Genomic DNA, 17,983 nt, shown 5'->3' on the forward strand with positions numbered 1-17,983 from the left:
CCGGCGTCTCACGGCGGGCGTCATTTCAGGACGTCAGAGAACACATGGCATCCCAGTTGGCGACCGATTTTTTTCAGCCCTGCGGCGGAGACTTTTGAATGATCCACGCTGAGCGAACGCAGACTTTTCAGGTTCGCCAGGAATTTCAGTCCGGCATCCGTGATTTGCGTCCGACGAAGCGACAGTGAATCCAGATTCGGCAGCGACTGCAGGTACGCGACGCCTGCGTCAGTGACCTTCGGGCCTCGAATTTCCAGATCGCGGAGATTCTTCAGTTGTCCAACATGCTCCATCCCGCGATCGGTAATCCCCGAACCTTCGATGGAGAGCTCCTTCAGGGTCTGGCATTCCGGGCACGCGGCCAGGGCGACAAGGTCTTTGAAGAGCACCTTCTCCATTCCGATGAACTTAACTTCGCCCTTGATCACGGCGATCCCGCCGCGTCGCTGTTTCACGATCTTCCTTACGTCTGACAATTTGACGAGTCCTGCCGTGCTCGTGGACGACGACTTCTGTTGCTTCTGCTTCTCCTTCTGTGCAGCCGCTGGCTTCCGCGCCGGGAGTTTTTGCCGCCTGGGCGACCGTTCGATTCGCTCAAGAAGTTTTCGGACACCCGTTTTCCAGCTCCTGTCGTTGTCCCAGAGTGTTCGGAGTTCCGAGTTCGCCGCAATTCGTGCGACAGCATCGCGGGCCAGCCGGACATCGTCGTCGCGGGGAACAAATCTGCGTTCGGCCAGCCATTCGCGGATTTCCGCAGGCAGCTCCCGGCTCGGATGACCCTGCGCTGCGGCGATGACTTCGGCCGCCGCAAGCGCGCAGGCACACTGATCCGCCTCCAACACTGCCGCCGCACGAACCTTGGCGATACCACGAAGCGCGCTCAGGACGAAGGTCGTTCGATTCTGCGACGTCAGTCGCTCGGCCCATTCTTCTGCGGAATCGCTCTCAAAGACGGCCTCTCCCCATGCTCCCATTCTTCCCTCCTTTGCTGTTGTGTCACCGGTCAAGTCGAATCGACCGCCCGCGGCGACGAGCTTGTGAGCCTGTGAATTTCAGGGAAGGAAATGGTAACGGCGATTAGCGAACTTCGCTCGTCATGCGATGAACCGAAATCGCACAATCGTGGCAGCACCCCGCATTCACCCAGCGGGCTTTATTGCGTGCATTCTTCTTATGTAACTGATTTGACACATTTACCCCATTTTGTAAATTGGTCTGCTGTGCGATTCGGCAGTGGCTTGCCATCCCGTCGGTACCGCGCTGAAAGATCATCTCCAGACGAAACCAAGGAGTACAGGATGCGAAGAAACGTTGTTTGCGGGCGGATCGGGCTGACGGCGCTGGCACTGGCCACGGCTGCCATATTGGTTCCGGAACACGCCGAAGCCGGGAGGAATCGTGGTCGGGGAAGCAGCGGTTCCTATGGCTCCAGCGGGTCCTACGGTTCGAGTGGCTCCAGTGGTTCCTACGGGTCGAACGGCTCCAGCGGCTCTTATGGCTCCAGTGGTTCTTCCGGTGGAGTCTACAGCAGCTACGGTTCCAGTGGCTCTTCAGGTTCAAGCGGCTCATCCGGTTCGCGAGCGACTCGCGTCGCTCAGCGAGAAGCGCGGCGGGAGGCTCGCCGATCGCGCGGCAGCAGCGGATCATCCGGCTCATCAGGAAGCTATGGTTCCAGCGGGTCTTCGGGAGGAAGCTACGCGAGCTATGGTTCCGGCGGTTCGACCGGTTCTTCGGGCGGCTACGGTTCCGGCGGTTCCTCGGGCGGCTATTCGTCGGGAAGCTATTCGTCCGGCGGTTACAGTTCGAGCGGCGGCTACAGTTCAAGTGGCGGATACAGTTCAAGTGGCGGATACAGTTCCGTCGGCAGCGGTTCGGGTGGATATTCTTCGAACGGCGCTGGTTCCGGAGGCGGATACGTCAGCGTAAGTTCAATGTCGTCAGGTCAGTCGACGTACGCGGCGTCGCAGGTTGCGTCACCAACCATCGCCACCCGTCAGGCTCAGCCCGCTTCCGCAACGCCGGCAGTCCCGTCATCACAGGCGCCGCAGAAGGACCTCAGCATTGCGATGCTGGTCGTTCAGGTGCCGGAAGATGCCGTTGTGTATCTTGTTGGCAAAAAGATGACGATCACCGGACGCGAACGCCATTTCCGCATCCCGATTCCGGATCCATCGCGGGAGTACTCGTATCCGGTCCGTGTCGACGTTGTGCGCAACGGAGAAACATTGACGAGCGAAACGACGCATCAGCTTCGCGGCGGACAGCAGATCAGCGTTGTGATTTCCGAATCGGAAACCGACGGCGAACTGGTGGCCGTTGCGATGCGGTAGATTCGATCACGGTTGAGATATTTGTTCAGGAGGGGCGGTTCGCTGCCCCTCCTTTTTTTTGTCTGCGGCAAATGGATGCCGGCAGAGACCGGCAGAGATCCCTATCTATGGAAACCAACGGCCATCACCTGCCGCCCGGCGCGCCGAAAGCTGTTTTCGGCGAAGTCGTGGCGTCAATGGCTGAGGATCGACGGGCTTCGCGACACACGCTTCGTCGCATTGGCCGACTTGCTTTGAACACCTGGCTGGTGATCCACCTAACCGCCATCATCGCCGCTCCCGCGACGGTTGGTCCTTCGTCACAGTCAGCGCGGAAAGTGTGGGAGATTTTCAGCCCGTACCTGCAGGCCTGCTATCTGAATCATGGCTTCCACTATTTCGCTCCTCAGCCGGGAAGCAGCCATCTGGTTTCCTGGACCGCGACGATGGCTGATGGTTCGACAAAGTCCGGGGTGTTCCCCAATCCTGAAATCCAGCCCAGGCTGCTTTACCACCGACACTTCATGCTGTCGGAATTCCTGGGAAACGCGGACCCGGAACTTCAACAGCAGGTCATTCGCAGCTACGCCCGCAATCTGTGCCGCGAACACAGCGCCGTATCCGTTTCCGTTTCACTCGTCCGACATGACCTGCCGACGATGGAACGAGTTCGTGCCGGAGGAACCCTGGAGGACGGAGATCTTTACGAAGAACAGCCTCTGGGAATGTTCCGATGGGACGAACTGCAGTGACGCTTTCCGGCGACCCCGGTCCGGAGGAAGCCGGCGGCAAGGCACCAGCCCATGTGCCCGGAGACGTCCACCAGGACGCGGCGAGTCGGCCGCTTCTGTCACGAGTCATGTCGGCCGGCGCGACCGTGGCCGGCGCATGGAACCGGTTCTGGTATTCGCCGAGCGATCCGACCGTGCTGTGCCTTCTCCGCTGGCTGGCAGGCGGAATGCTGCTGTACACGCACATCGTCTGGGGTCTGAATCTGTCAGCGTTTTTCGGGTCGGCGGGATGGCACAGTCCGGAGCTGCTGAAAGTTGTTCAGGAAGGAAGCCTGATGCCTTCGTTCCTGTCGTATGTGCCTGACCGATACCTGTTGGCCGTGCATTCGGTGTGCCTTGTGATTCTGGCGATGTTCTGGATCGGACTGGCGACGCGAGTCACATCGGTGCTGTCTCTGGTCATCACGATTTCGTACTGCCATCGGGCACTACTGGCGAATTTCGGTCTGGATCAGCTGAATGCCATTCTGTGCCTGTATCTGTGCATTGGCCCCAGCGGAGCGATGCTGTCCGCGGACCGGCTGCTGTCTGTGTGGCGAGCAACACGCCGGGCCGCGAGTCAGGGCGCCGCATTCGTTGCCCCGCCGATCCCGTCAAGCAGCGCGTCAAATCTGGCCATACGGCTGATCCAGATTCATTTCTGCGTCATCTATACGTTTGCCGGTTTGTCCAAGCTGCAGGGCCCGGCGTGGTGGAACGGTGAAGCCGTCTGGCTGGCGTTTGCCAACCTGGAGTACCAGTCGTTCGATATGACATGGATCGCGTGGTATCCGTGGATCGGTGAATTGCTGACTCACGGCACCATTGTGTGGGAAGTTTCGTTTGCCGCGCTGGTCTGGGTGCGCCCCGTACGTCCGATCGTGTTGCTGATCGGTTTCCTGCTGCACATCGGCATCGGCGGCATGATGGGGATGTGGACGTTCGGCCTGATCATGATTTTCGGACACATCGCCTTCTGGCCGAAGCACTGGGTCTCCCGGCTTGTCGAAAGGTTGCCGACTTCCGAACAACTGCTGGGGCTCGTGGCGCCACCGGCGGCGTCGGTTCCTGCGCCGTTCGAACCTGGCGGCTCACCATTGCCAGCGTCGAAGTTCGCGCCGGCCGTCCTGTCGATTGAGTTGCTGGCCGATGACGCTGAGCAGGACTCGGCGGCGGACGAAGTCGTGTTTCAGCCGGAGCACGCCCCGACACTGATCTACGTCGATGGACAGCGAAGCCGGCGACTCGCCTGTCTGCAATACTTTCTGGATCACGGGTTCAAGTGTCTTTCCTCAGAAAGGTCCCGCGAAGCCCGGCTGTTGTGCGAAGCGTCAGAACCAGATGCCGTGATCATTATGGGACGCGATCTGCCGGACAGTTCGATTGCGAAGCTCCCGTATCGGCTGAATTTGGAAGCAGGTCACCGGCCGATTTTTCTCGTGCTGACAAATCAGCAGTCGCGACGGCTCAATGGCCAGGTTCACGTTCCCGGTTGCCACGTACTGACCGGCGACGTCAGTCTGGGCAGGCTTCGCCGCGAGATTCAGGCTGTGCTCGCGACATCACAAAAACAGGCAATGCTGCTTCCGTCGGCAGGGCATTCCTGACGCCGTACCGACGATTCTCGCCTTCACTGGCAGCATCATGACCGAAGAAAGCTAAACCGCAGTGTGGCAGCTGATCGGCAGCCCGGTTCGATTCCTTCCGGAGTTCTTCCACGTGACACCGACACGATTGCAACTGAATCAACCAGTCGCGGCTTCGGCCATGCTTCTGACGCTGCTGCTGTGCTGCGGCTGCGCGGAGCGAATTGACAGTTGGTCGGAATTCGTTGAAGTCGCCTACCGGCATGAACGCAACGGCGAACTGCCGGAAGCCGTCGCGGCCTACAGGAAGGCGCTGGAACTCGATCCGAAAGCGGCCGTGACCTGGTACGATCTGGGAGTCGCCTACGCGGGAATGGAGCAGTTTGAAGATGCCGTTGAGGCGTATTCGACGGCCATTCAGCTCGACCCTGAAATGGCACGAGCCTTCAATAACCGAGCAGCCGTGTTCGCAAGTCTGAAGCAGTTCGCAAAAGCCGTTGACGATTGTGACAACGCCATCGCATTGCAGCCGGACGACTTTCTGGCGTGGCGCAATCGAGGACTTGCGAAGCACGATCTGGGTCAGTTTGACGAAGCCATCACTGACTATGACGCGTCCATTCGGCTGAACGGCACGATCGCGGAAACCTATCACTTTCGCGGAAATGCCTATCTGGATCGGCTGCAGTGGCAGCGAGCCCTGGACGACTTTGACCGCGCGATCGAATTGACCCCGAATCTGGCTGCCGCATGGCTCAGCAGGGCCAAAGCGCTCAGTCATCTGGAACGTTCCCAGGACGTAACCGTCGCGCTTGCCAAAGCGGAGGAACTTGGCGCCGACATCAGTACGTTCGAACCGGCGCAGATTTCCACGGATATCGCTCCGCCGCCGACAGAGTTCACTGCCATCGCAAAGCACACGACGCCGGACGTTGATCCCCGTCGGCATGCCGTCGAATTTGTCCGCAACTGGCTGACGAAAACGCAACACCGCGAAATTGCCGACTCCGGATTTCCATGGGATCTGCGAGACAGCGACGAAGAGATGTCGGCGGCCTACGTCGTGCGGATTGTGAATTCCCGCGAAGGAGGCCACGACGTCCGGTTTCCAATCGAACAGCTTCAGAGCATCATGGAAGCGCGTGATATCCGCACCACTTTGATCGTTGTTCGGCCCGCGTCCGCGTCGGATGACACGTCGGCGAACCCGGCGTTTGAACTGGTCCGGACTCTGGAAGACTGGAAGCCCGACCTGACGGCGATGAGTCCCGTGGAATGGTCGCTGCCGGTCACGGAAGGCGACTGACACGACAGGCCGCGCCGTTCGCAGCGGCGATCGGAATTCGCAGCCTCGTCCGCTACAGCGACATCAGTTCTTCCCAGCGCTTAAAGCACTCAGCCAGTTCCGACGTCACAGTTTCCAGTTCCTGTTTCGTGGCTGCGATTCGATCGCCGGATTCTCTGTACAGCGACGGATCCGCCATTAGCGCGTGCAGTTCGGCCTGGCGAGCTTCCAGCGCGTCGATACGTTCGGGAAGTTCATCCAGTTCGCGCTGATCCCGATAGCTGAGCTTCTTCGGCTTTGTGGTCGTGGTCGAAGCGCCGGCTGAAGTCGCCTTCGCGGCTGGTGCAGCGGCCGCGTTCGCCGGCTGTTTTTTCGGCAAAGTGGTTGCCGACGCTTCGGATTGTGCTTCCTTTTGACGCAGCCAGTCGTCGTAGCCGCCGTCATATTCCGTCACGACGCCGCTGCCTTCGAACACGATCGTGCTGGTCACAATGTTGTTCAGAAACGCCCGATCGTGGCTGACCAGCAGCAGCGTTCCCTGAAACTGAGGCAGCGTTTCTTCCAGCAGTTCCAGAGTTTCGACGTCCAGATCATTGGTCGGTTCGTCCAGCACCAGAACGTTTGCGGGTTTGGAAAGCAGCTTCGCCAGCAGCAGGCGATTGCGTTCTCCTCCGGAAAGGAACTCGACCCGCGTGTGGGCTCGATCGGGTGAGAACAGAAAATCCTGAAGGTAGCCCATCACATGTCGCTTGTTGCCGTCGATCAGCAGATGATCGGTGCCGTCACTGATGTTTTCGCGAGCGGTCTTTGCCGGATCAAGCTGGCCGCGAAGCTGATCGAAGTAGGCCACGGACAGATTCGTTCCCAGCCGAACATAGCCGCTGTCGGGTTTGAGTTCTCCCAGCAGAATCTTCAGCAGTGTCGACTTTCCGATTCCATTCGGGCCGATGATGCCGACCTTATCGCCGCGCATCAGCGTGGTAGTGAAATCGCGGATCAGCGGGTCGCCGCCGAAGCCGTGCGTAACGTTTTCGAGCTTCGCGACCAGTTGACCGGACTTCTCCGCCTGCTGAAGCTGCAGCTTTGCCGTACCGATCTGTTTTCGCCGTTCGGCGTGTTCCTGCCGCATCTTTTTCAAAGCTCGCACGCGGCCTTCATTGCGCGTTCGGCGGGCCTTGATGCCCTGTCGAATCCAGCGTTCTTCTTCGGCAAGCTTACGTTCAAAGTGAGCCTGCTCAATGGCTTCCGCGGCCAGCAGATCGTCGCGGCGCTTCAGAAATGTCTGATAATCGCACGTCCAGTCGAACAGCCGCCCGCGATCGACTTCGATAATCCTCCTCGCCAGTTCCTGCAGGAAGACACGGTCGTGCGTGACAAAGATCAGCGTCCCGTCGAAACGACTCAGGTAGTCCTGAAGCCAGAGAATCGAATCAATGTCCAGATGGTTGGTCGGTTCGTCCAGCAGCAGAATATCCGGCCGACGAATCATCGCCCGCGCCAGCAGCACGCGGCGCTTCATTCCGGCGGACAGTTCAGCAAACGACGCATCAGACGGCAGCTGCATTTCCATCAGCAGGTTCTCAAGCTGATCTCCGGCGGACCATAAATCGGCATCCGCCAGACGATGACTGGCCGCTTCGTAAATGTCCTGCTGCTCTGCCGACAGCGACTCGCCGCGATGCATCACAGTGTTCAGCCGCCGGTATTCGATCACCGCGTCGCTCAGGTCAGCAAACCCGCCGGCGGCGACTTCGAACGCGGACTGCTGCTCGACGACAGGGACATCCTGCGTCAATTCGGCGATGACGGTGTCCTGTTCCAGGTCGATCGAACCGTCATCGGGCCGGAGACGCCCCGCCAGAATTTTTAGCAGTGTGGACTTGCCCGCTCCGTTGCGTCCCACCAGCCCGATCCGTTCACCGCGATCGATATGCAGCGTGACATCATCCAGCAGCGCCGGATGCGAATACGAAAACGTGACGTTTTTGAGACTCAGGATTGGCATGCGGCGGACTGTAGCCGCCCCCCGCATCTCCGTGAAGGGGTTCTGAACGCGCCACGCGGCTTCATTTCGCCGGATTCCGGACGATCCAGGCAGCCATTTCCCAGAGTTTTGGCGTCTTGCCCTGCCACAGAATTCCGGCTCGATAAATGCGGCTGGCGGCGGTGACGATCACGGCGGTGCTGACCAGCATGATCAGAATGCTGACCGCGATCTGCCAGAACGGAACGTTGGCACCTGTCGCCAGCCGTAACACCATCATCATGGGAGTTGAAGGGGGAAAGAAGGACAGCGCCAGTGCCAGAGTTCCGTTCGGTTCGCGGACGACGTTGAACCAAACCATCATCGGCAGCACCAGCATCATCCAGACGGGCATCAGCAGGCCCTGTGCTTCCTTAAGCTGACTCACGGAGGCTCCGATTGCCATGAAGATCGAACTGAAAAACAGCACGGCCAGAACCTGATAAATCACAAACCAGGGAACGACGTGAAACGGAATGTTGTCGGCGTAGCCCTTGTAGTTCGCCAGCGCGTAGGCTCCGAAGCCGTAAAGCGAAAAGACGGTCAGCGAACCACCGACATTGCCCAGCAGTTTTCCGGTCATCAGTTGCCGCGCGTTGGCTGATCCCAGCAGTACTTCGGTGATTCGCAGCGTCTTTTCTTCCAGAACACTTTCCAGCATCGGCTGAGCGGACATCATCAGGATCATGAACATCAGCATCATGACGCCCATCGGCAGAAACAGGCTGGTCAGTTCATCCGGCTTCGCTTCGCTGACGATGCTGCCGCTGTCGTCTCTGGCGAACAGTCCGGCAGCCGCCACGGGAGCCTGGCGTTCGAGTTCCACGATCGTCTGCGGTGAAATTCCGGACTCCGTCAGGCGCCGTGTTCTGATGATCTGATTGATCGTTGTTTGTATCCAGCGTTTGACGTCGGACAGCGCCGCGTCTTCGGAGTAGTATTTCGATTCGGGAAGCTGCAGCGACTTCGGCTCGCTGAGATCCACTGCGGGAGGCTTCGTCAGGTCACCAGGAATCTCAACGAATGCGTGCAATCGTCCCGAGCGAACGTCGTCGGAAAGTTGCAGGCGCTGTTCGTCTCCAAAGTCCGCGGCGGGAAACGGTTCCAGCAGGTAGGTATTGATGTCGTCCAGGCCGAATTGTTCTTTGGCAGCCTTTTCTTCACGATCATGATCGGAAACGTCGGCAGTGGCATCACCCGTTGCAGTGCCCTGCAGAATCTGAGTAACCAGGTTCTTCTGATCGGCCGCCGCATTCAGCGCGTCGAAGAGTTCGCCGGTATGGTCAATGACTGCGATCCGGCGTACTTCCGACTTCTGCAGGCCCTTCAGCAGTCCGGGAATAAACATTCCTCCCGCCATCAGCACCGGCATCATGGCCAGTCCGATGATGAAAGCCTTGGTGCCGACCATCGCCTGGTATTCGCGGCGGGCAATCGTGAGGATCTTCTTCATGGAGTTCCGCCGGTCTGAGCAATTCGGACGAAAATGTTGTGCAGCGACGGTCGCAGCAGTTCGAAGTGTTCGACCTGAGCGCAGCTGACCAGAGCATTCAGGACGTCATTGGTTCGACAAGGGTCGGAAAGTGTCAGAATCGTGTGGGCACCTTCCTTTTCTGCTGATTCCACAGCCGGCAGCCTGTCGGGAATCGTCTGGCCTTCAGCAAGCCGCACCTTGATCTGATCGGCGGGATACTGCCGCTGAATCTCGTCGATCGATCCGTCCAGCACTTTTCGGCCTTCGCAGATCATGAACACGGTGTCGCACAGGCGTTCCGCGACGTCCATGTCGTGAGTCGAAAAGATGATCGTGGTGCCCTGACTGCGAAGTTCCAGAATCGCGTTCCGCAGGACTTCCAGGTTGACAGGATCCAGGCCGCTGAACGGCTCATCCAGAATCAACAGCCGGGGCCTGGCGACGACGGCGGCCATGAACTGCACCTTCTGCGACATGCCTTTTGAGAGACCGTCAATTCTGCGGCTTCCCCAGTCGGCGGCTCCCAGTTTCTCCAGCCAGTTCGTGATGTCGGTCTGGCAGTCATAGTGACCCTTCAGGCGAGCGTAATACGTCAGCAGGTCGCGCACCTTCATCCGGCGATAGAGACCGCGTTCCTCCGGAAGATAGCCGATACGGTCGTCGGCACAGGTCCCGGATTCCTGCCCCAGCACTTCCAGACGACCGTCGTCCGGGTCAAAGATCCGCAGGATCATGCGAATTGTCGTCGTCTTTCCCGATCCATTCGGACCGATGAAGCCGTGGATGGAACCCTGCAGAACGTTCAGGTCCAGAGAATCCACGGCGGTCACATTGCCAAACCGCTTGGTGACTCCGGACAACCTGACAGCACACTCCGACATCGATGGTTGATCTCCGAAACTGATTTTTTCCTGCGGGGAGCGATCGTGCGGGCCGGTTCCGTTTGGTGCCGCTTCGTGTAAGGCACTTTCAGGAACGGTGACTGACACCGGCCGGATCACCGCGATTGAGTGAATTCCGAGGTGACGGCCGGGAGGCAGTCCGGACACCCCGAAACATCATTCGCAGGCCGGCATTCGCAATTTGCATCAAATTGCGGGATTCGCGACGTTTGCCGACCCGCCCGCGCGGCACCGCTGTTCCCCCCGTCGAACCGCCCGACGGGAGACACGACTGCGATGCTTCCTCGCTTTGTTTCATTCCGGCTTGAGGTCTTCAAACACCAGCGGCGTGCTGCTGCCGGGCGGAGCGACCCGAAACCCGACTTTTCCATCCAGCACATCGATCAGAAGCTGGCCGCAGACTTCAGCCCGCCAGCCGTCCAGAATCCGGGGCAGCCCGTGTCCGTTCATGCCGAAGCGGTGATAGCGCACGAGTTCATTCAGATCGAGATTGTTAGCAACCAGTGACTGCGCGATGTCCAGTTCGGCGCACCGATTTGACAGCGACAGCGACAGCAGTTTTCCAATCACCTGCTCATCAGACGACGATTCCTGGCGACGATCTTCCGGCCGCGACGGAAGTTCGTCATCCGGAATGCTGCAGGCTTCCTGGATGATCTGAACGATGGTATCGATCTGTCGTTTGTATTCGGGGCGATTGAGATCACGGGTGGCCAGAGCCTGGCGACCGGTTCTGGGCTTGCGTTTCGCCAGGTCAATCATCAGGTCATCGCGCATGATCCGTCGAACCGGCCGATTTCGCGATGCCGCTTCGCCTTCACGCCAGCGGGCCAGACTCTGCAGAACGGCAAGGTCTCGTCGAGACAGCTTGTGGGCTCCCGAAATGCGTTCCCACGGCGGCGTTTGTTCGTCAGCATGAATGTCGGTGATCAGGCGTTCGAATTCGGATTCGGCCCATGCCAGCCGCCCCTGCTTTTTCAGACAGTTGACCTGCCGCTTCCAGATCGCCCGAACGTGTTCGACGTCCTCCAGAGCGTACCGCAACTGGTCGTCCGACAGCGGTCGACGCAGCCAGTCGGTGCGAGTCTGGCTGCCGTCAACGCGGCGATTCAGCACGCGCTGGACGATCGCCGAATACGACAGCGGGTAGCTCCGGCTGCGAAAGCCTTCCGCCATCTGGATGTCAAACAGCTTCTTCGGACGCCGCCCGATCAGTTGCAGGCAGAAGCGAATCTCCGCCTGGCCGCCGTGGACGATCACGGTGGTGGAGTCGTCCGCCATGATTTCCCACCACATCGACAGGTCGCCCACCGACAGCGGATCCACCGCCGCGGATTGTTCCTCCGTGGCAAACTGCAGCAGCCCCAGCGCAGGTCGGTAGGTGCTTTCCGAAACGAACTCCGTATCAAAGGCGACAATCCCGGCCGCCTGAATGTGGTGGCAAAGATCGACAAAATCTTTGTGGTGAGAAATGACGGCTGAATTCATGGTGGTCGACGGAAGGCTCGCCGGGAGAGTATGACTGAGGCTCTGCCTCGAAATCACTGAACGACTGCCGGCTTCCGATTTCTGATTTCTGGCAGAAGCAGGACAGAGTAATGCGGCTGCGGAAACCGAAGCATTCGTGTATGCCGCGGCTCTGACAGCAAATTGACGCGGCCGCAGGGAACTGAGGATGACGGGGCAGAGTTGACGGTGCGGGACTGGCTGACACCAGCGGGAGCGATTCTCGCGTTCACCATCCCTGCTTCGCAAGCCCGCGCCGGGGATTCCGGATTGTGTTTGTCCTGATTTCCGGTCGTTGGTTCCCGGTTTCCGGCGGACGTCGGAAAAATGCGGGAATTCCGGCCTTGCAGCCTTCGGCGGAACGGCGACGTGTGTAAAACGGGGGACGATCGTTGTTGTGTCCGCCCGGACGTCCCCGGGCCGGCGCCGGTCCTGTCTGTGGAGTATGAACAGATGATGGAACGTGTGATCGGGACGGAAGAACTGGCTGACGGCCAGCGTCGTTCTGTGGAAGTCGACGAAACTCCGGCGCTGGTTATTCGGCTGGGTGACGACTACTACGTGGTCGAAGACGTCTGCTCTCACGACGGGCAGCCGCTGACGAATGGCGACATTCAAAACTGCGCCATCGTCTGTCCGCGGCACGGAGCACGATTCGACCTGAAAACCGGTGCGGCACTGTGCATGCCGGCCACCAGACCAATTCGCACGTTTCGGACCGAAATCCGCGACGGCGCCGTCTGGGCCGGACCCAGCTGAGAAACTTTCGACGCCCCGGCCAGCGTCCCGTGATTACGGCACAGGCAGCTTCGGTTCGCTGATCGACGAGCGGCGAACCTGCCGGTTCGTGTCATTCCGGCTACAATGGCGGCACGATAACTCGCTGCCGCGCACATTTCCTTCAGTGAACCTTCCGGAAGAGCCCCCGATGACAACTGATGCACAGAATGAACACATGACCCCCGCCGGCGATTCGACGGCCGAATCTTCCGTCGCCCCCGAAACGCCGGAAACCGCACCGTCGACGGAAGCGACCTACATTGAGGCCCTGAAGCAGGTCATCGACCCGGAATTGATGGTCAACATCGTTGATCTCGGACTGGTCTACTCGGTGGAACAGGACGCAGAAGACAGCGGCAGGGTGGCTGTGGAAATGACACTCACCAGCCCGGCCTGCCCCGCGGGACCGCAGATCGTCAGCCAGGCAAAGATGGCTCTGGAACGCCTGCATGATGTCAACGAGGCCAGGATCACGATGACGATGTCCCCGCCATGGACTCCCGAACGCATGACCGACGAAGCCCGCGACCAACTCGGCATCTTCTGATTCGCGGGGCTGAGCGCTTGGTCGCGTGGGCGCAACACGCGGGCCGGACGGTATCGACCACGCGGACATTCCCCGGACCGAAGCGGGAGCGACTGCGGTGACGCGCGGCAGCATGCCCGGAGGCTGTCGCTTTCAATCGTCGGTACCGGATGACGCGACGGGGCAGCTACGCGATCGTCACCTGCGGATCGAGGTACACGTCCTGAATTGCCTGCAGCAGTTGTGCCCCTTCTGTCATCGGTCGCTGAAACGCCTTGCGGCCACTGATCAGTCCCATGCCGCCCGCTCGTTTGTTGATAACAGCCGTGCGGACAGCCTGCGCAAGGTCATCCGCTCCGGCTGATGCGCCGCCGGAGTTAATCAGGCCGACCCGACCCATGTAGCAATTTGCGACCTGGTAACGACAAAGATCAATCGGGTGATCGGTGGTGAGTTGCTCGTAGACAATCGGGGATGTCTTGCCGAACTTGAGCGCAGTGTAGCCTCCATTGTTTTCCGGCAACTTCTGTTTGACGATATCCGCCTGGATCGTCACGCCAAGGTGGTTGGCCTGTCCGGTCAGGTCAGCCGCCACGTGGTAGTCCCGATCTGCCTTGAACGCCGGGTTTCTCAGATAGCACCACAGGATGGTCGCCATCCCGAGTTCGTGGGCCTCCTGAAATGCTTCCGCAACTTCCACGATCTGTCGGCTGGATTCATCGGATCCGAAGTAGATCGTCGCACCTACAGCGACGGCTCCCAGGTCATAAGCCTGCCGCACTTTGCCGAACATGACCTGATCAAAGCGACTCGGGTACGTCAGCAGTTCGTTGTGGTTAATCTTGACGATGAACGGAATGCGGTGAGCGTAACGTCGGGCGACGCTGCCCAGCACGCCGAAGGTGGAGGCAACGCCGTTGCAACCGCCTTCAATGGCCAGCTTCACTATGTTCTCAGGATCGAAGTACGCCGGGTTCGGGCTGAATGACGCGCCGGCGGAATGTTCGATTCCCTGGTCAACAGGCAGGATGGAAACGTATCCCGACCCTGCCAGCCGGCCGTGACCCAGCAGCCGCTGCAGACTCGCCAGCGTCCGGCAGTTTCGATCGCTCGGAATAAACAGCCGGTCAACCGAATCGGGACCCGGGACGTGCAGCGATTCGGCAGGGATTCCTTTGCAGACATAATTGAGCAGCGAGTCTGATTCCTTGCCAAGTAATTCGACGGTCTTTGACATGAAGGGACTCCAGCGCTGAAGTTATTGACGAACTCATCGCGCGGAAATGAGGTTCACGGAACAGTGGCGCCGACGAGTCACCGCAAGCAACAGGTCGGCGCAAACGAGCGAAGTCTGCCTGAACCTTCGCAATTTCGCACGCCAACCACGCGAAAATGTCCAGGCGGCCGTCAGTTTTCCACACCATACTTCTGACCTACGCGGGACGGCGAAATTTCGGTGAGCCGTCTTTCAGAGGATCCGTGGTGATGATTGCGCAATGACGTCGCGCGGCTCACGCACGGGGAGGAATGCGATGCGGCGGCGAGCAGCGCGGTCTATGAGAACGGCGATTTGGATCCGATGTGGCGGGTGTGGTGGTTGGGAGGCCGCCTTGCCGGTTCGTCGCGCGGAGCGTGACGGGTACTGCGCGAAACTTGAGGGCTCGGCGGCGCTGACGAGAAGTCGCGGACTATTTTTCGTCGGTTTTTCTGGTGCCGATCACGTCCAGTTCACCGGCGTTGCCATTGATGTCGTAGGCGATCTTGCCGGAGAGCGAGTCTCCTTTGGGAGTCACTGTGTATTTCGCCGTCAGAGTGTTTCCGTCGCGTTCGCCGCTGACTGTGAACATCAGTTTGCCGTCTTTGACCGTCACATCTTTCGCGGCTGCCTGGAACTGTCCGTTCAGCCCTGTGTAGTCGCCCTTGATGCTGTCACCGGTCACGGTGAACTTGACGGTCGGGGTCAGAGTGTTTCCGTCAGGTGTTTCCAGCTTCAGCGACCACGTCCCCGCGACATCTTCGGGCTCGAGTGATCGCGCTGCCGTCCAGGGGAATTCAGCCGTCTGACCGCTGGCATCGATGGAGACCGTTCCGTTGACTTCTTCGCCCTTGATCACGCCGTCAAACTTCAGCCCGATTTTGGTGCCTTCCAGGTCGACATCAAAACGGAACTCCAGCTTGTCACCGTCGATTCTGCCGTTTTCAATTTTGATCGGACCGATGTTCCCCTTGTAGCGTCCGGTAAGCTGGTTGGCTTTGCGGTCATAGTTGAGTGTCAGGGCATCTTTGACGGAGACACCGTTTTCGTCGTGTTCCCAGTGCCACGTTCCCGAAGGATCAACGGCTTCCTTCTTCGCGGCGTCCTGTGGCGCGGCGAACGCCGGTGCATTGCAGAGGCTTGCCAGGACAACGGATGCCGCCACGATGCGGCCGGTGGTGAGAGCAACAGGACTTTGAAATTTCATCGGGACGACTCCTGCCAGGAAACGAGCGAGTGGGCGACGAATGCCGGTCCGTGGCAATAACGCTGTCCGTGTGAGCCGGGCCGCAGAATACACGAAGCCGTGCAATTTCCAATCGTGACGCGAGTCACGGGACTTGCGTCACGCATGACGACGCACACAGTCGGTCAACTTCAAACAAGCGTAAAGTTGAACGCGCTGCTCCATGTTCCGGCCACGTTTCCGCCGGCGACCGCCCGGACCCACGCTCGGTATTGCCCGGTCGCAAGGTCGCTTCCGGCGGTGTGCTGCAGCGCGGTGATGGACGTTTCGTGGATGACCCGAACGACATTGCGAGTCAGATCGTTGACCCACAGTTCGTACCGCACCGCGCCGGCTGCCGCTGACCAGATGAACGTCGGGCGGGCGGTGTTCGTGCCCGTGACATCAGATATCTGTGTTGAACCCGGAGGCACGCCGACCGTGAATTGGAACGGCTCGCTCCATGTTCCCGGATCTCCGGTTGCCGGTCGCTTGCGAGCCCACGCCTTGTACGGAGCGTTGACAAGGTCAGTTGACGGCGTGAACGATGTTCCCGTGATCGCAGTTTCGTGTATCACCCGCGCTGCACCGCCGATTTGATTCACCCACAGTTCGTAGGTTGCCGACGCGTCGCCGGTCCAGGTGAACTGCGGACGCGGTGTCGTGGATATTCCTTCGGGACCGGTAATTGTCGGAGCCTTCGTGATGGCGATTTCGAAGGTCAGGCCGGTGCTCCACACCGATGTTACGGCACCGCTTTTCGCCTGCACCCAGACACGGTAGATGCCGTCGCTCAGATCCTGCGTCGGAGTAAACGACGTGCCGGTCAGCGATGGTTCACGAATCACCTGTCCGGCTCCGCTGCCGATGCGGCTGACCCAGAGGTCGTACGAAGCTGCGTTTTCCGAAGCCGTCCATTCGATGACCGGTCGCCGCACAGTGACATTGTATGTTGACGGTGCCGTCACTGTGACAGGTGCGAGAATCAGGCTGAATGCCTGCGGATCGCTCCAGATTCCGTTGCCGGCTTCATTTCCCGGACGAACCCAGACGCGGTATTCGCCGAACGGCAGATCTTCCGTCGTGGTGAATGATGTGCCGCTGATGTTTGTTTCATGGATGATCGCTGACGGTCCGCCAATGCGGTTGACCCACAGTTCGTATTTCGTCGCCTGAACCGCGGATGTCCAGGTGAACGTCGGTCGCAGGTCCGACGAACTGCCGGCAGGCGCCGTGACGGAAGCCGACAGCGGGACGACGACATCCATCGAACTGGCGGCGGTCTGACCGTCCAGGTCGGTCGCAGTGACGGTAATCGTTGCCGTTCCGGATTGCCCCGGCACTCCGGTGATTTGCAACTGACCATCGATCACGACGGCGGAAACCACGTCCGGATTCGTGTTGCCTGTGACCTGAAACGTCAATTCGTCGACGACGGTTGTGGTGGTCGTCACGAGATGCTGGCGAAGGATGCTGCCCGATTCGTAATTCCGAACAGGCAACTCATTGAACGGAGAACCCGCGTTGACGATCTGCAGCGCGGCGATCGCGTCCGCCGTCTGCATGCCGTCAAACAGCACGTGACCAAACACCGTGAACCCGCCGTTTTGCGGATCCAGTATCGAGGAATTGTCACCAAGACTGACGAACCACTGCGAATTGGCGCTGTTCGGGTCGCCCGCCTGTTTGGCCATCGCCACCGTGCCGCGGACGTTCAGCGGAGTCCCCGGTTCCAGTCCGCCGAGTTCCGGATCGAACCAGTTGTCAAACTCATTGACGACGTTGCCGTTGTTGGCGACGTTGCCGACCTGTTCCGTCTGGGACATCGTGTACCCGCCGCCCTGAATCACGAATCCGGGATCAGATCGGTGGATGAACATGTCGGTGTAGTTTCCGCCGCCGGCAAGGCTGACAAAATTCGCCGCCGTCAGAGGTGTCACTCGGTCGTACGTTTCTATGATAAAGCTGCCCAGCGGTGTCTCGATGCGGACCGTGGAACCTTCGATCGCCGGGTCATCGAAATGGCTGTTCAGGCTGACCGTCTTCACGTCCGTGTCAGACTTCAGCGAAACATTCTCCAGCGGTGAGATTGTTGTCGCGGACAGCAGCACGCGAGCTTCCAGCACATCCGCCGCCGTCGATGGCCGGGCTGCCCGTTGTCGCCGGGATCGACGACGACCGCGGCCGAATTCCCTTCCGGCGATTCGCGAAATCAGCGACATGGTCAATCCTTTGATTCGTGCGTGGCTTCGTGCTTAATGCCTGTCCCTGCCCGGATGACAATTCCGCCGGCGAACTCAGGCTGCGGCAGTTCCGCCCGAAACGAGACGCCGCCGGGCGCG

General features: G+C 59.6%; 14 protein-coding genes. 6 read left to right on the top strand and 8 right to left on the bottom strand.

Features of this window, described 5'->3' with window-relative positions:
• Positions 1-20: 20 nt before the first annotated feature.
• Entirely contained in the window at positions 21-974 is a 954-nt protein-coding gene (locus R3C19_23960; protein ID MEZ6063414.1) for a DUF4259 domain-containing protein, read from the bottom strand.
• 324 nt (positions 975-1,298) lie between these two features.
• Here R3C19_23960 and R3C19_23965 point away from each other — a divergent pair, with 324 nt between their 5' ends.
• The 4 genes from R3C19_23965 (at position 1,299) to R3C19_23980 (ending at position 5,971) form a co-directional block, all read left to right on the top strand.
• Positions 1,299-2,330 (top strand): TIGR03000 domain-containing protein, encoded by a 1,032-nt coding sequence (locus R3C19_23965; protein MEZ6063415.1) that lies wholly within the window; start codon positions 1,299-1,301, stop codon positions 2,328-2,330.
• Between the two features lie 107 nt (positions 2,331-2,437).
• Entirely contained in the window at positions 2,438-3,061 is a 624-nt protein-coding gene (locus R3C19_23970) for a hypothetical protein (GenBank protein MEZ6063416.1), read from the top strand.
• The gene (locus R3C19_23975) at positions 3,043-4,686 is read left to right on the top strand and encodes an HTTM domain-containing protein (protein ID MEZ6063417.1); all 1,644 of its coding nucleotides are present in this window, start codon (positions 3,043-3,045) and stop codon (positions 4,684-4,686) included. Before R3C19_23970 ends, R3C19_23975 begins: the two co-directional genes overlap by 19 nt.
• 61 nt (positions 4,687-4,747) lie before the next feature.
• The gene (locus R3C19_23980) at positions 4,748-5,971 is read left to right on the top strand and encodes a tetratricopeptide repeat protein (protein ID MEZ6063418.1); all 1,224 of its coding nucleotides are present in this window, start codon (positions 4,748-4,750) and stop codon (positions 5,969-5,971) included.
• Positions 5,972-6,023: 52 nt separating this feature from the next.
• Here R3C19_23980 and R3C19_23985 read toward each other — a convergent pair whose 3' ends face one another.
• From R3C19_23985 to R3C19_24000, 4 genes are all read right to left on the bottom strand, one after another.
• Positions 6,024-7,955, bottom strand: coding sequence for an ATP-binding cassette domain-containing protein (locus tag R3C19_23985; protein MEZ6063419.1), 1,932 nt, complete (start codon positions 7,953-7,955; stop codon positions 6,024-6,026).
• A gap of 61 nt (positions 7,956-8,016) precedes the next feature.
• Complete coding sequence (locus tag R3C19_23990) at positions 8,017-9,426, bottom strand: ABC transporter permease (GenBank protein ID MEZ6063420.1); 1,410 nt, start codon at positions 9,424-9,426, stop codon at positions 8,017-8,019.
• Positions 9,423-10,328, bottom strand: coding sequence for an ATP-binding cassette domain-containing protein (locus R3C19_23995; protein MEZ6063421.1), 906 nt, complete (start codon positions 10,326-10,328; stop codon positions 9,423-9,425). The genes R3C19_23990 and R3C19_23995 overlap by 4 nt, the downstream gene beginning before the upstream one ends.
• Before the next feature lie 315 nt (positions 10,329-10,643).
• Positions 10,644-11,837: an HRDC domain-containing protein gene (locus tag R3C19_24000; GenBank protein MEZ6063422.1), complete on the bottom strand. Its 1,194-nt coding sequence runs from the start codon at positions 11,835-11,837 to the stop codon at positions 10,644-10,646.
• Between the two features lie 471 nt (positions 11,838-12,308).
• On the opposite strand from R3C19_24000, the gene R3C19_24005 reads away from it, so the two are divergent.
• The gene (locus tag R3C19_24005; GenBank protein MEZ6063423.1) at positions 12,309-12,614 is read left to right on the top strand and encodes a non-heme iron oxygenase ferredoxin subunit; all 306 of its coding nucleotides are present in this window, start codon (positions 12,309-12,311) and stop codon (positions 12,612-12,614) included.
• Positions 12,615-12,783: 169 nt separating this feature from the next.
• On the top strand, positions 12,784-13,182 hold the full coding sequence (locus tag R3C19_24010) for a metal-sulfur cluster assembly factor (GenBank protein ID MEZ6063424.1): 399 nt from the start codon (positions 12,784-12,786) through the stop codon (positions 13,180-13,182).
• 166 nt (positions 13,183-13,348) lie between these two features.
• Here R3C19_24010 and R3C19_24015 read toward each other — a convergent pair whose 3' ends face one another.
• The 3 genes from R3C19_24015 to R3C19_24025 form a co-directional block, all read right to left on the bottom strand.
• On the bottom strand, positions 13,349-14,398 hold the full coding sequence (locus tag R3C19_24015) for a class I fructose-bisphosphate aldolase (GenBank protein MEZ6063425.1): 1,050 nt from the start codon (positions 14,396-14,398) through the stop codon (positions 13,349-13,351).
• Between the two features lie 451 nt (positions 14,399-14,849).
• Complete coding sequence (locus tag R3C19_24020) at positions 14,850-15,623, bottom strand: hypothetical protein (protein ID MEZ6063426.1); 774 nt, start codon at positions 15,621-15,623, stop codon at positions 14,850-14,852.
• A 170-nt stretch (positions 15,624-15,793) separates the two neighbouring features.
• Positions 15,794-17,863: a peptidylprolyl isomerase gene (locus R3C19_24025; GenBank protein ID MEZ6063427.1), complete on the bottom strand. Its 2,070-nt coding sequence runs from the start codon at positions 17,861-17,863 to the stop codon at positions 15,794-15,796.
• Between the last annotated feature and the right edge of the window lie 120 nt (positions 17,864-17,983).

The sequence above is a fragment of the Planctomycetaceae bacterium genome, from assembly GCA_041398785.1.
Taxonomy (GTDB): domain Bacteria; phylum Planctomycetota; class Planctomycetia; order Planctomycetales; family Planctomycetaceae; genus JAWKUA01.

What these genes read in the sequence shown, in the direction of transcription:
- R3C19_23965 (MEZ6063415.1), top strand. Translation starts at nt 1,299, where the DNA reads ATGCGAAGAAACGTTGTTTGCGGGCGGATCGGGCTGACGGCGCTGGCA.
- R3C19_23990 (MEZ6063420.1), bottom strand. Translation starts at nt 9,426, where the DNA reads ATGAAGAAGATCCTCACGATTGCCCGCCGCGAATACCAGGCGATGGTC.
- R3C19_23985 (MEZ6063419.1), bottom strand. Translation starts at nt 7,955, where the DNA reads ATGCCAATCCTGAGTCTCAAAAACGTCACGTTTTCGTATTCGCATCCG.
- R3C19_23975 (MEZ6063417.1), top strand. Translation starts at nt 3,043, where the DNA reads ATGGGACGAACTGCAGTGACGCTTTCCGGCGACCCCGGTCCGGAGGAA.
- R3C19_24000 (MEZ6063422.1), bottom strand. Translation starts at nt 11,837, where the DNA reads ATGAATTCAGCCGTCATTTCTCACCACAAAGATTTTGTCGATCTTTGC.
- R3C19_24010 (MEZ6063424.1), top strand. Translation starts at nt 12,784, where the DNA reads ATGACAACTGATGCACAGAATGAACACATGACCCCCGCCGGCGATTCG.
- R3C19_23960 (MEZ6063414.1), bottom strand. Translation starts at nt 974, where the DNA reads ATGGGAGCATGGGGAGAGGCCGTCTTTGAGAGCGATTCCGCAGAAGAA.
- R3C19_24005 (MEZ6063423.1), top strand. Translation starts at nt 12,309, where the DNA reads ATGATGGAACGTGTGATCGGGACGGAAGAACTGGCTGACGGCCAGCGT.
- R3C19_23995 (MEZ6063421.1), bottom strand. Translation starts at nt 10,328, where the DNA reads ATGTCGGAGTGTGCTGTCAGGTTGTCCGGAGTCACCAAGCGGTTTGGC.
- R3C19_24020 (MEZ6063426.1), bottom strand. Translation starts at nt 15,623, where the DNA reads ATGAAATTTCAAAGTCCTGTTGCTCTCACCACCGGCCGCATCGTGGCG.
- R3C19_24025 (MEZ6063427.1), bottom strand. Translation starts at nt 17,863, where the DNA reads ATGTCGCTGATTTCGCGAATCGCCGGAAGGGAATTCGGCCGCGGTCGT.
- R3C19_24015 (MEZ6063425.1), bottom strand. Translation starts at nt 14,398, where the DNA reads ATGTCAAAGACCGTCGAATTACTTGGCAAGGAATCAGACTCGCTGCTC.
- R3C19_23970 (MEZ6063416.1), top strand. Translation starts at nt 2,438, where the DNA reads ATGGAAACCAACGGCCATCACCTGCCGCCCGGCGCGCCGAAAGCTGTT.